This window comes from Defluviitalea phaphyphila (assembly GCF_001466305.1).
Classification (GTDB): Bacteria; Bacillota; Clostridia; order Lachnospirales; family Defluviitaleaceae; genus Defluviitalea_A; species Defluviitalea_A phaphyphila.
In genome coordinates this window covers 1-13,946 of sequence record NZ_JWID01000027.1, presented here as the reverse complement: position 1 = coordinate 13,946, position 13,946 = coordinate 1, and the positions used below count along the sequence as shown (strand labels likewise).

Sequence of the window (13,946 nt, the reverse complement as noted above, 5' to 3'; positions counted from 1 at the left end):
CCTCCTTAATCTTAGAGATAATTATATCTTATTTCCCTACATTCTTAAATGATCATTTTATTACATTTTTATTGTATCATTTATAATAAGGGATTTAGTATTTTGCAATTATACACTACCTCATTTAAGGGGGAAAATGAGGCCTTCTATATGCAAAGCATACAAGGATTTTTATGATGAGATTGAAGACATCTTCGGAATGCTTGATAGTAATGAAGTCAACACATATTGGAATTACTTAAAAAACTATAAATTCGAAGGTGGAATGCTTCAGTAAAATAATGAAAAGGCATAGATAAACTCTACTAATACTTCCATTATTTCAATTACTATTTTCATATAAACTCTTCAATTTGCTGCTGAATAACAGTAAATAAAATATTGGTTTGAGATTTATTTTTATTTTTTTTGCAACGGAATCTAATTGCTTTTGTAAATCTTCTTGTTTAACATTTAATATGGTATTTATAAGTATCCCTAGTTTATCAGCCATTTTGAATATCTCCCTTCTTCGCTTTATTTACGCTAGGGGAGGGGAGACAAACCCCCCTCGCATGAAACTGTTGACAATTAATTTATTAGAAGTATTATATTATATAAATGTAAAATAATAATGAGGTGATATGCTTGCTAACTTTTATTGAAATATTATTAATAACAATATTTTTAATCGTATTTACAGTCATACTTGTAGGTATATTTTATAAACCGGATGAAAAAGATGTAGAAAAACTTGAACAACTTTTAAATTCGTTAGGGATATTAGATTTTTATGAAATTGTTCATATATATGGACATCCATATATTAATACGAATACAAATGTTTTTTTAGTATTGAACAAAGATAATAATTTATATTTTTATAAAACATTTAATGATGTTACCTCAAAAACAAATGAAATAAGTATAATACCAATTAACCAAATTACTCGTTATGAACTAAAAACCGAATCTGAAATACAAAAAGATGTTACTCTAACAAGATTATTGGCACTAGGCATTTTTGCTTTTGGTTTAAAAAAGAAAACTGAAATTAATAATACCTACCTTATTTTATCATATGTCCAAAATAATGTACCAATTGATTGTATATTCAAAAATGCTGTTAACAATCAACAATTGGGTAATATCATAAGTACGCTCAATAGATTAAAAATTGAACAAAACAACATAGAAGACAATTATGAAACAGTTTAGAATAGGGGAGGGAACTCTCCTATTTTTTTAATAAAATAAGAATTTTATTGGCTCACAGTATTGCGCCTATATAGGCTCGTGAGAACTATTTACAATTCGCTTAAAGATTTTGTTTCTGCTCGCTTAATTCCATCTTCATTGAAATATTTACCTAATTCATCATCAATATCTGTATCTGTGTACAAGGAAACCATATCTAATGATTCCCAACCCGAAATTTTCTTAATTACTTCTGGTGGCAACCCTGCTTCTGATAAAATTGAATATTGTAAATAAAAAAATTTTACGTTTAAAATAAAGTCGTTATATGGTAAAATGAAAGTACACTGTAGAATGGTAAATGCCATTGACACAGACATCTAGTATAGGTGTCCTGCGGTCAGTGGCATTTTTTGTTTTTCAGGGAATAGACGAATAAGGGAAAAGGGATAAGAGTTTTATTATAAAAAAGGTTTTAGAGGCAAGGGGTAAGGGACTTAAGGAAGTGGTGGATGAATTACATTGCAATATCATTCTCCTTTGTTCCGTAATCCTTTATACTTAATTCCTAACTCAGGAGGTATCTGCATGGCTAAACGGAAAATAGATTGGGATGAAAATAAATTAAAAAAATGGATACAGGAAGGAAGAGGACAGGGGGAAGGCAAGGATTACAAGCCCTGGCTTACTGTACAGGACTTCCCCAGCAAAGGAAGGGTTACACGTGTATTTGGATGGAAAACAAAAAGAATTCATCATTTTTTTACGGATTCGGAGACACGATATTTTTACCTGTTGGAATGGGAGGATGATGTTTTAGATATCAGGGAACACTACCCTTTGTTTCATTGTGAAGAGGTAATACAAAACAAGGCTGGTTTAAATTTTGATTTATTTAAAGACAAAGATACAGGAACGCCATACATTTTATCTACATCATTTTTAATAACCTTGAAAAAACCAAACGGTAAAATAGCATATGTTGCCAGAAGTCTTAAGGCAGACTATGAACTTGAGCGCAAAACAGCATTAGAAAGGTTGGAAATAGAGAGGAGATACTGGCAGAGCCAAAATATTGATTGGGGAATAGTAACACAAAAAGAGATTCCAGTGGTTAAAGCGAAGAATATAGAATGGATTCACTCATCCTTGTATCCTTCCGACGAAAGAGGACTTACAGATGAAGAGGTTGACTATTACTGTAATGCTTTTATTGACAAATTGGAAGGAAGTAATACATCGATTAGAAATTTCACTGTGCAGTTTGACAGGCTGTTTAATTTGGACACAGGTACAGGGATATACATATTTAAGCGCTTAATTGCCCTTAAAAAGATAATGGTGGACATGAATAAAAAAATCGACCTTAATAATTCGACCCGGAGTATAGAAATCATAAATCCCAGTTTAACAGAAAGGGTGAGAGTTCTATGATAGCGGTAAATACATTAATCAAATGGGAACATGATAATGATAAAGAAAACGTGGAAAGGATTTTATGGCTTGATAGGCAGCAAAACATTGCATATGTTATAAACATATATTCAAATGAAAGTCCTTTCCTAAGGTATATTTCTGATATTGAAGAGGGCATTAAGCAGGGGAATGCAAACATATTGGATAGCGACCCGTTTGTTAAGGTTATTGATGAAGGAGAATTATCAGAGAAATCAAAAGAAATACGTGATAAAGCATGGGAAGTAATTAAGGAACTGGTTGTGCTTGAACCTGTTATTTTTTATAAGAAAGAACGGAGAAAACTCGTATTGAAGGCATCGGCAATTTATAATTTGCATGCCAAAACTATTTCAAATTACCTAAAACGATTCTGGAAGAGAGGGAAAACAAAGAACGCCTTGCTTCCGGACTACTATTTATGCGGAGGCCCGGGAAAAGAAAGGCGGGCAGGAGACAAAAAGCGTGGGCGCAGAAGAAAAAATGCTGAACTGGTGGGTGAGGGAATCAATGTAGATGAAGAAATAAAAAGGATATTCAATGTCACTATCAATAAATACTATCATACAAGCGCCAAAAATTCTCTTAAACTTGCATATGAACTGATGAGAAAGGAATTCTTCAGTGATGAATTTAAGATAGAAAACGGAATAAGAGTTCCTGTAATAAAAACTATAGGTGAGGTTCCTACATATGCCCAATTCCGTTACTGGTATTATAAGAATATCAATTTCAAAAAGCAAATTTCATCCAGACAAAGCAGTAAAAAATATGAGCAGCAGTATAGACCCCTTTTAGGCAATACAACTTCCGAAGCAATTGCGCCAGGAAGTATCTATCAGATTGATGCAACTGTAGGCGACATTTACCTTGTGAGCCGGTATAACAGGAACTGGATAATTGGAAGACCGGTGATTTACGCAGTTATAGATGTTTTCAGCAGGATGGTTGTTGGTATTTATGTTGGCTTAGAGGGGCCAAGTTGGATAGGGGCTATGATGGCTCTTGCAAATGCAGCGTCCGACAAAGTTGCCTTTTGCAAGGAGTATGGAATAGATATTGAAGAAAAGGACTGGCCTGTCCATCACTTGCCAGAGGCTATTCTGGCGGACAGAGGGGAACTTGAAGGCAAGAATGTTGAAAACCTTATTAATGCTCTACATGTAAAGATACAGAATACTCCGCCATATCGGGCAGACTGGAAAGCAATTGTTGAACAGCATTTCAGAATTACTAATTTAAGGGTAAAACCGCTTTTGCCTGGTACTGTTGACCCTGATGTGAGAGAGCGTGGCGACAGGGATTACAGGTTGGATGCCAAATTGGATATATACCAGTTTACACAGATAATCATAAAATGTGCCTTGTACCATAATAACCAGTATCATCTTAAAAACTATGACAGGGAAGAGATGATGGTTGCTGATGAAGTAGAATGCATTCCACGGGAAATATGGAACTGGGGGATTGCGAACCGTGCGGGAAAATTACGGAGTGTACAAGAGGATATCGTTAAACTAAATCTTATGCCCTCAGAGACAGCAACTGTAACGGCAAAGGGAATTAAATTCAAAGGCTTGTATTATGCTTCACCAAAAACTCTTAAGGAGAGATGGTTTGAAAGGGCGAGAAATAAAGGAACATGGAAAATTGATGTTTCCTATGACCCCCGCAATATGAACTTTATTTATGTCAAAGAGCAAAATGGCATGGACTTCGAGAAATGTTTTCTTCTGGAACACCAGGATAGGTATAAAGATAAAAATCTTGAGGAAATTCAATACCTTCTTGAAGAGGAGAAACTTAGAATAAAAATTGCAGAAGATAAGGAACTGCAGGCAAAGGTTGATTTAATTACTGAAATTGAAAGTATTGCAAAAGAGGCAGAAAAATCTTTTAAAGAAGAAAAATCAAATGAAAGCGATTCGAAACGTAAAAAAGGGATTAGAAACAACAGAAGATTAGAAAAGATGTTAAACCGGGAAAAGGAATCCTTTGAACTTGATAAAAAAGAAACAGGAAGTAATGCAGCAGTTATACCGTTTAGCAGGGCAGAGCAGGAGGAAGAGGTGGACGAGAATGATACGATAAGCCTTTTGATAAGAAAACAAAAGGAGGCTTTGAAAAAAATCCATGAATAAAGTAATAATACCTAACGGTGCTAATGCTGTAGTTGCAGAATACAAGGAACAGTTGATACCTGAATATAGCGGGAATCCATTTATTGAAGCACTACCACCGGTTTACTCTAAGGAAGAGGTAGTGGAGAAACTATCTCTATATCCCCGCTATAATCCAGAGGAAAGACGATTGGATGACCACTACCGCATTCATATGGTACAGCGGTTGTTCCAGTGCTTTCAGCCGTTGAGTATTCATCTTGACCTTGAAAGCAGGATAAGCCGGGTTATAAGGCAGGGATACCTGGCACGTAACCCATTTAGACCTTCCTATGCTGAAAGTCTACAAAACGGATATAAGGCAATACAAAGCATGAAATGGGAGTTAAGCAGCAACGCATCCTTCAGGACTACTGCATCGGGATTTACTATTATAGGTGTAAGTGGAATGGGTAAGACAACTGCTATCAACCGTGTATTATCTCTTTATCCCCAGATAATTGTACATTCAGAATATAATAATACCAATTTTAGTATGTACCAACTGGTTTGGCTTAAGTTGGACTGCCCTTTTGATGGTTCTTTGAAAGGCTTGTGTATTGAGTTCTTCCATAAGGTAGATGACCTGTTGGGTACAGACTATCATAAGAAATTCGGGGTAGGTAGGAATACAGTAGACACTATGCTCTCCGTTATGTCTCAGATAGCCAGAAATACAGCGTTAGGAGTATTAGTAATTGACGAGATTCAACATCTGAGCAGTGCAAAAAGCGGAGGGGATGAAAAGATGCTTAACTTTTTTGTCACCCTTGTAAATACTATCGGAGTGCCTACTGTACTTATTGGTACAACAAAAGCATTATCAGTTTTGCAATCTGAATTCCGTCAGGCAAGGCGTGGAAGCGGACAAGGGGATATGATTTGGGAGAGGTTGAGCAAAGATAAAAGTTGGGAACTGATTATCAATGCATTTTGGGACTATCAATGGACCAAAAAGGAAGTACCGCTAACACCTGAATTAAGTGATGTTCTCTATGAAGAGTCACAAGGCATTATAGACATTGCGGTAAAACTTTATGCGATGTCACAAATACGGGCTATTCTTTCAGGGAAAGAGGTTATCACAGCAAATCTGATTAGGCAGGTTGCAAAAGATAATTTAAAATTGGTTCGTCCTATGCTGGAAGCATTAAAATCGGGAAATATTAAAGAAATCGCAAAATATGAAGATATTTGCACTGTAGACATTGATTTTATGGGATTTGTGGACAAAAGCAAACAGTCAGTAGATTGGGACATGAGGATGAAAATGCTTCAAAAGCAGCAAAAGAAAAAAGAAGAGGAAGTCAATCTTTCAAAGAAGGAACAGGCAATTCTTAAATTGCTGGACTTAAATATTGATGCCAAAAAGGCTCAAAAAGCAGTTGAGAAGGTACTTGATAATGAAGAAGGGCTTGAAGTTTCTGAGATTGTAATAAAGGCGGTACAAATGATAGCAACCAATGGTAAATCAAAACAAAAGGAAAAAAGTAAAGCAAAGAATATGGATGAAAATGATATAAGGTTTATTGTGGAAGAGGGCAGGAGAAATAAAAAATCAGCCTATGAATCATTAAAAGAAAAAGGGCTTATTAAGCAGGTAGAAAAAGACTTTTTCAAGGCGGTGTAGCGCATATGATGACGTTTTTTCCTGTGCCATATGAGGATGAAGTATTATACAGCGTCCTTGCAAGATACCATGTGAGGAGTGGAAATATAAGTTATAAGGCGACAATGAGAGACCTTTTCGGTGCAACTTCCGTAACAGCGGTGATGGACTTGCCTTCCAATATACATAACCTTGTTAATAATATGCCTCTTAATTCCAAGTATACTGAAGAATATCTTATTAAAAAACATACACTTTTCCCGTTCTATTCTGCCTTTTTACCTCCTGAGCGTGCAGAAAAAGTTCTAGAATCAATGAAAGGGGAAAATGGAGGAAGCGTATATAGCCGGACTGGAATCATGGCCAGTTCCGTTACATTAAACCAATATTTTAAGTTCTGCCCTGTCTGTGCTAAAGAAGATAAGTTGCAGTACGGAGAGTTATACTGGCATAGAGTTCATCAAATCCCTGGTGTACTGATATGCCCGAAACATCATGTTCCTTTATATGACAGCCAGGTTCCTGTCAGGGGATATAACAAACACGAATATAAGGCTGCTGGCGAGGAAAACTGTGTAAAACCCGATATTGTTATCAACTACTCTGATGATGTTTTTGAAAAACTGAATAGGCTCGCAGAGGATGTTCAGGTTTTGCTTAACAGCGACTTTGAAAAGAGAGATATAGAATGGTATAAAGAGCAGTATCTTGCAAAGATGATAGAAATGGGATTTGCAACTTCAAACGGAAAAGTGCATCAAAAGGAGTTTATAAAAGAGTTTATTGATTATTATGGTGAAGTATTTTTAGATATTGTGCAGTCGGGTGTTGATGTAGATAACGATTCAAACTGGCTAATGGATATGGTAAGAAAGAAAAACAAGACTGCTCATCCTATCAGACATTTGCTTCTTTCCCGTTTTCTTGGAATTTCACTTCATGATTTATTTTATAAAAAGATGGAATATAAGCCTTTTGGGGATGGACCGTGGCCTTGTTTGAATGCAGCGGCAGACCACTACCTAAAGCCGGTTGTTTCTGACTTAAAAGTTACACACAGTACGGATTTGAAATGTCCTGTTGGGACTTTTTCCTGTACCTGCGGTTTTGTTTATACTAGAAGTGGACCAGATGAATCTGTGGATGCAAGATATAGGTTCGGAAGGATAAAAAAGTTTGGACATGTATGGGAGGAGAAACTCAAAGAATTATTAGACCAAAAGTTGAGTTTAAGAGAAACAGCAAGGTTATTAGGGGTAGACCCTATTACAGTTAAGAAGTATGCTAAGAAACTTGGATTAACGACTTACTGGGAAAAGCGGAGTGAGGCTGAAGATGTATATGATAATTATTCTTCAATGAACTTGGATGATAAGGATTACTACAGAAAAAGGTGGAATGAATTAAGAAAGCAACATCCAGAGATGGGAAAAACGCAATTACGGCAGATTGATAAGGCTTTATTTGCCTGGCTTTATAGAAATGACAGGGAATGGTTAAACCAAAACTCGCCCGATAGAAAAGAAACTAATGCTGTAAACAGAAGAGTTGATTGGAATCAAAGAGATAATGAGATATTGTCTCAGATAAAAGGAATAGTTGATAAGATGCTGAATTCGGATGGAAAGCCTGAAAGGATTACCATTAGCCTAATTGGTAGTAAATTAGGCATAAGGGGCTTGCTTGAAAAACATTTAGATAAACTTCCTAAGACAAAGGCATATCTGGATTCTGTAAAAGAGACCAATCGTGACTTTAGATTGAGGAGGATTCGCTGGGCAGTTCGAGAATTAGAAAAAGAAGGAGAAGAGTTGCAATTGTGGAAGATAATGAGGAAGGCTGGAAAGAGAGGAATATAAAGTGGACTTAAAGAAAGTTGTGAGAAATTTTTCATGGGATGAACCTGAGAAATAACATATCCAAGTATTTGGTTAATTGATAGTATGTAAGTTCATATAATCGGATAAGTAAAAAAAGTTAATGCTCTATTTTGTGATAACTTCTATACTATTTAGGATAATTTGGGGTTGGATTGTTGCTGTGTTTATGGCTATTTAAGAAGAAAGGTCTTGTAAGATATTGAGTTAATTATTGAAGTTTTGCATTATATTTTTTGTGAATTTTAAAGTTTTGTATATAAAACTGGAAATAAATAAATATTTGAATTATAATATTATTAAATCCAACATTATACATAAAATAAGGGGTCTTATATAAATGAATGTTGAGTTTAAATATGTTGAAGATATAATTTTAGAAAAGATAGGTCCAGTATGTCCAGAATTTGATGTATGTAATGGAAATCCTTATGTTTTTACATTAATGCGTCCGCAATTTTGTGCTACATTCAAATATGATGATATTAATGGACCTGTCATTTGTGATGAAACATTTAATCAATTATGTGAAGATTTGATTAAAAAAGCGAAATATGAGAATGTTGACGTATTAATAACTCCTGAATATTGCATTCCATTGAATATAATTACAAAAATAATTACCGATACTTCGGAATCTCTAAAACCTAATTTAGGTAAAATTTGGTGTTTATGTTGTCAAGGAACAAAATATTATGATTTCATACAATATCTTGACAAGTTTGAAGAATTAGGGGCAAAAGTTATAAGACTTGCTGTTGAGAATGCATCTGCAAAGAATTTTATTAATGCTTTAATTTATGTTTTCATGCTTACAGATGGTAGTATATGTATATTACCTCAATTAAAAACTTGCCCAAGCGCTGATAGAGAATTACTTTGCGAAGAGATGGGGATGAGTACTGGTAAGATTATATATAAATTTGGTAAAGGACAATCTAATCAATTGTGTACAATAATATGTGCTGATGCACTAAACTTATTATATATTTCATTAAATGAAATAATTAATGGGAATGAGAATATTATATTGCTTCATCCACAACTTAATGAGAAACCTAGAAATAGCACTTTTTGTGGTTTTAAAAATAAACTTTACGACAGAATTGAATGTGATAGTTTGATTTATATAACTATTAATTGGGCATATGGTACCAAGTTAATTCATAGAAACAATCCTAATGCAGAAGATATGGCTTTACATATTATGAATCCGTGGTCGTGTATATATGTAAAAGATAAAGTAAATAAATGGATGGAACAAGAAAGAGATTTAAGAAAGCAAAATTATAAAAAAGGTTTAGGGTTCGGTTATTTTAATAGGTATAAATTAAAAGTATGGTATTGCATAAAAAATGAAATTATTCACTTGCTGACTATAAAAAAGCCTAAATTAAATGGTCCTAATGTCGCAGAACCAAAATATGATGTAATAGTTAATAAGGCATATATAAAAGATAATCAGGGATATTTAATAGAAAAGGATTATATTAGCGATAATAACAACTTACAGGCATTAATTAATATAAGAGAAGATGAATTAGATTATAATTTTCCTTTGAAAGCAGACAAAGAAGATAGAGATAAATTTTTTGGTACATGTCTTGGAGACTTAGAAATAGGTCAGTTGTCTATAGGGGATAATGAAATATGTAATATTGTTAGTATACATATTGATGATGAATGTGAGGAGCAAAGATTAAAATCAATAGATAATTTCAATAAATTAGTTGAATTACTAAAAACGGGTAAGTTAGTTGAACTCATAGAAAGAGGGGAAATCACTTCTGGTATGAAAAATTTGGCTTGTTCACATATGTTTTCATTAGAGGATTGTGTTTTTAACGTTGTACCCAAAGATAATAACATAAGAGCAAAGGCTATAGTATCTTACGTACCTTATGAACCTGATGCTAAAAAAATAAGTTATAAGATGAGAGAGATAGCGGATGATATTGAAAATGAATTGAATAAAGATATAATATACGAATTGCTAAATTCTGAAGGAAGAGAAAACGAATTACGTAAACTCATTACAAAAACATATGTTAGTATAATTACCCAAAAAATGGGGTCAACACAAATTATTAGTTATTCCGGGTATAAGCCAGAAATAACCTCTTCTGACCGTGTATTAGATGGAACTTCAATTATTATGAGGTGAAGATTATGAAATTAAAAGAATTAGTAGTAGGAAGCGGATTAAAGTACGAAAAGAATTATACTTTGGTTGAAGATTGTGATGTAGTTATCGCAAATCATATATTTGATAACAGACTTGTTAGTAAGTATATTTTTATCTACTTAAACTATTCCCAATACAAGAAGTATATTGCTGATAAAGAGCAGTATAAAAAAATTATTGAAGAAAAATGTCTTGAGCCAATATTTTTTAAATTGTATGGGGATTTAAGTTGGAACTTATATCTTGTATGTGTATTGCCAAGTGAAGAATATGAAAGAATTTCATCAGAAGAGTTAGTTGAATTTGAAAGAAATGAGAAATATGCCCGAAAGTTAGTTATTGATGAGAAGCATTTTAATAAACTTATACCTGTTGGCAAAATTATCACAGAAGATAGTGAAAAAGAAATTATTGACCCGATTGATGATTGGTATAATGTACTAAATGAAAACGGAATGACTTTTTGTCTCGATTCATATTCAAAATATAAAATAGATTATTTCTTAGAAGGCAAAAATGTTGAAAGTGAAAACAATTATGATTCTGCATCAATTTATAATGAAGAAAATAAGACACATTCTTTATATAAAATTAAGAAGTTAAAAATGACAGACCAGTTTCGTCCACATTGTTTCGGCTTAAATACAGAACTTGAATTTGGAGATGTTAATTTACTTTTCGGTGCTAATGGAAGTGGCAAAACTTCTATACTTGAAGCAATAGAATTAGTTATGACAGGCCAAATAAGAAAAAACGATAGAGGTGAGATAGATAATGATATTTACTTCAATGACATAAGAAGTAATATTACATTACAAATGGAAAATAATGAAACGATATATATCCCCAATGATATTAGAGAAAGAAAGTCAAGAGAGAGTCGCTTTTATCAAAATAGACAAGGAACGAGGCAAAAAGAAAAACTAAATAAGGTATTTCATCAATATAATTACTATTCATTTGAGGATACGTTTTCATTTTGTTTTTTAGGTGAACAGCCTAATTATAGTGACGAATTTAGTAAGATAATTTATGGTGAAGGTACTAAAACAATAGAAAATAATTGGCTAACTTATAAGGAAAAATTTGAGCAAGAGAAAACTTTAATTGAAAAAGAAATAAACTGTCTTGAAGACGATATTAAACTACTAGAAAAAACTGATACTAGTAGTATACAGATTAAGTTGGAACCATTTTATAATTTACTAGATGAGATAAAATTGCGATTTGAAAAAATAGATGATGAAACTAATTTATATTCAGTATTAAATTGGTTAAGGCAACTTAATACAAAACTGACAAAGATAAGAGTGTTATTGGATAATTTCTTATCTGAGAGTGGAGAAATAGAATCAAAAAAAGATATATGTGATAGTCTCGATAGAATAAAGAGAGAAAGAAGTAGTTATGAGGAAGAGTTTGCCCTAATTCAAAAAAATATAATTAACATAGATAATAATATTAAGATATTATCTGAAGAATTACAACAAGCAATGGATTATGATAGTTTAATTAATAAACTTATTGATGAGACACAAAATCATTTAAATATGTTAAACAATTATTTATTAGAAATAAAAGATATTGAAAAATGTAACTTACGATTAGAATTAGAAAGTGAAAAAAATAATATAAAGCAAATAATCAGTATATTAAGTTACTTTCAAGATACATGGGGTTATCTTGTTAATGAACAGATAGTTGATGAAAATCTTGATGATTTAGGAATGCTTATACTTGAAAAGACTAAGAGAAAAAATGAATTAGAAAAAGAAGCAATAAACTTATCCGATAAGATAGAAATTGAGGAGTCAAAAAAGAGCAGTATAGATAATATAATTATTCAAGTAAAAGCATTAGGTATGCGGTATTTTAATGAAAGAAATAATAGCACAACATGTCCATTATGCGGTACTGATTTTGTCACTAAAGAAAAATTTTTGGAAGCAATAGATAAAGAAATAAAAATAGATGATTCTTATTATCAAAAATTAATAGAGAAAAAACATATTATCGACAAAGAATTGAATAAAATTGATAATGAGATTGAATATTACACTACTCAACAACAATATATTAATAGTCTATATGACGCATTTAACTTTATTATTGAAAACAGATTATTAGGAAATAATATTTATTCCAATAACAGATGCAATAACAACATGATACAGGCAGTTAATGAAACATTAAAACTATTTGATGTAAAAATGCAACAATTACAGAAGTTGGAATATGATATAAGCAAATTAGAAGTATTAGGGTATAATTACAGTTTTGTAGTAAGTGCCTTGAATTATATAAATAATATTGCAGGTACTAAAGATAGTAAACTGACTTTAGAGAAAATTAATTCTATAAAAAATCACCTGGAAGCAAAATTAAAAGATTATTTGAATAATAGAGAGATTTTGCAGCATAAAATAGATAACTTAAATGATTTAATACAAAATGAGCAAAAGAAGTTTAATGAAGAAGAAGCAAATAAGCAGACTTTACAAAAAAAATTGCAATTACTAGATGCTTATGAGTCTAAAATCAATGTTTTACAAGAGTTTCTTAATGAAATTGAAGAAAATGATATTTGTATTGAGAACAATACATCTATAACAAAGGTGAGAAACATTGTACGGACAATATTAGATGAAGTTTCAATGTTTACGGATAGAGTTAATAATGCTATTAAGCAAAAAGAAGATAATGAGAAGTTAGAACAATTAAAGCAACAAATTGATTTTAAGAAAAAACAAAAAGAAAAGTGCATACATGCGATTGGTATTTTAAATAGCCTAAAACTATCTTCACAGTATGCTGAAGAATTTATCAGGGAAAATATTAGTGATATAAGTGATTTATTTGTAAGTCTACATTCACCTAGAGAGTTTGATAAACTTTCTTTGAATGAAAATGGAGAAATCGTTGGGTACAGAAATGGAGTTGAGGTTCCTATATACTTAATGAGCACAGGACAGAAAACGGCAGTTGTAATATCAATATTTTTTAAGTTTCATATAAGCATGAAAACTGCACCTAAATTTATATTACTTGATGAACCTGTTTCAAATATTGACGATTTAAATATCCTTGGGTTATTGGACTTTTTAAGAGAAATGGTTATATCAAACGGAACTCAAATATTTTTTACTACTGCGAATTACAATGTAGCGAAATTGTTTAAGAGAAAGTTTAGTTTTTTAAGAGATAAATTTTATGAGTTTAAGTTTGTACGATATGGTAATACAAAATCAAAAATACGAAGATATACTTATAATGAATATGAAGATAGAGAAATGGAAGAGGTCATCGTTTCTTAAATAATAAGTAATCGGTATTACTTAGATGTTTATACATATGGTGAAATAATCTGAATCTTAGACCTTGCTCTATGAGCCTAACTATGTATAATTCAAATAAAGTTCACTCCATTAAAATAAAGTTCGCTCCATAAAAATAAAGTTCATTCCATAATCCCGTAGTAAATGCAG

9 protein-coding genes are annotated in these 13,946 nt (G+C 32.2%); 7 read left to right on the top strand and 2 right to left on the bottom strand.

Features of this window, described 5'->3' with window-relative positions; translation table 11 throughout:
* Positions 1-322: 322 nt before the first annotated feature.
* Positions 323-493 carry a hypothetical protein gene (locus tag OM90_RS12825; RefSeq protein ID WP_160323663.1) on the bottom strand — a complete coding sequence of 57 codons (171 nt, stop codon included), beginning with the start codon at positions 491-493 and terminating at the stop codon, positions 323-325.
* 134 nt (positions 494-627) lie between these two features.
* On the opposite strand from OM90_RS12825, the gene OM90_RS10975 reads away from it, so the two are divergent.
* Positions 628-1,197: a hypothetical protein gene (locus OM90_RS10975; protein ID WP_058486928.1), complete on the top strand. Its 570-nt coding sequence runs from the start codon at positions 628-630 to the stop codon at positions 1,195-1,197.
* 89 nt (positions 1,198-1,286) lie between these two features.
* Here OM90_RS10975 and OM90_RS10970 read toward each other — a convergent pair whose 3' ends face one another.
* Positions 1,287-1,544, bottom strand: coding sequence for a hypothetical protein (locus OM90_RS10970; protein ID WP_058486927.1), 258 nt, complete (start codon positions 1,542-1,544; stop codon positions 1,287-1,289).
* Between the two features lie 220 nt (positions 1,545-1,764).
* Here OM90_RS10970 and OM90_RS10965 point away from each other — a divergent pair, with 220 nt between their 5' ends.
* From OM90_RS10965 to OM90_RS10940, 6 genes are all read left to right on the top strand, one after another.
* Positions 1,765-2,610: a heteromeric transposase endonuclease subunit TnsA gene (locus OM90_RS10965; protein ID WP_058486926.1), complete on the top strand. Its 846-nt coding sequence runs from the start codon at positions 1,765-1,767 to the stop codon at positions 2,608-2,610.
* The gene (locus OM90_RS10960; protein ID WP_058486925.1) at positions 2,607-4,772 is read left to right on the top strand and encodes a Mu transposase C-terminal domain-containing protein; all 2,166 of its coding nucleotides are present in this window, start codon (positions 2,607-2,609) and stop codon (positions 4,770-4,772) included. The genes OM90_RS10965 and OM90_RS10960 overlap by 4 nt, the downstream gene beginning before the upstream one ends.
* Positions 4,765-6,420 (top strand): ATP-binding protein, encoded by a 1,656-nt coding sequence (locus OM90_RS10955; RefSeq protein ID WP_058486924.1) that lies wholly within the window; start codon positions 4,765-4,767, stop codon positions 6,418-6,420. Before OM90_RS10960 ends, OM90_RS10955 begins: the two co-directional genes overlap by 8 nt.
* Before the next feature lie 5 nt (positions 6,421-6,425).
* On the top strand, positions 6,426-8,258 hold the full coding sequence (locus tag OM90_RS10950; protein WP_058486923.1) for a TnsD family Tn7-like transposition protein: 1,833 nt from the start codon (positions 6,426-6,428) through the stop codon (positions 8,256-8,258).
* Positions 8,259-8,616: 358 nt separating this feature from the next.
* A complete protein-coding gene (locus tag OM90_RS10945; RefSeq protein WP_058486922.1) occupies positions 8,617-10,440 on the top strand; it encodes a hypothetical protein in 1,824 nt (607 codons plus the stop codon).
* Positions 10,441-10,445: 5 nt separating this feature from the next.
* Positions 10,446-13,775, top strand: coding sequence for an AAA family ATPase (locus tag OM90_RS10940; protein ID WP_058486921.1), 3,330 nt, complete (start codon positions 10,446-10,448; stop codon positions 13,773-13,775).
* The last annotated feature ends 171 nt before the right edge of the window (positions 13,776-13,946 follow it).

Bases quoted from the DNA above. Each gene is read 5' to 3' on its own strand.
- OM90_RS10955 (WP_058486924.1), top strand. From the start codon at position 4,765: ATGAATAAAGTAATAATACCTAACGGTGCTAATGCTGTAGTTGCAGAA.
- OM90_RS10960 (WP_058486925.1), top strand. From the start codon at position 2,607: ATGATAGCGGTAAATACATTAATCAAATGGGAACATGATAATGATAAA.
- OM90_RS10965 (WP_058486926.1), top strand. From the start codon at position 1,765: ATGGCTAAACGGAAAATAGATTGGGATGAAAATAAATTAAAAAAATGG.
- OM90_RS10970 (WP_058486927.1), bottom strand. From the start codon at position 1,544: ATGGCATTTACCATTCTACAGTGTACTTTCATTTTACCATATAACGAC.
- OM90_RS10950 (WP_058486923.1), top strand. From the start codon at position 6,426: ATGATGACGTTTTTTCCTGTGCCATATGAGGATGAAGTATTATACAGC.
- OM90_RS10945 (WP_058486922.1), top strand. From the start codon at position 8,617: ATGAATGTTGAGTTTAAATATGTTGAAGATATAATTTTAGAAAAGATA.
- OM90_RS10940 (WP_058486921.1), top strand. From the start codon at position 10,446: ATGAAATTAAAAGAATTAGTAGTAGGAAGCGGATTAAAGTACGAAAAG.
- OM90_RS12825 (WP_160323663.1), bottom strand. From the start codon at position 493: ATGGCTGATAAACTAGGGATACTTATAAATACCATATTAAATGTTAAA.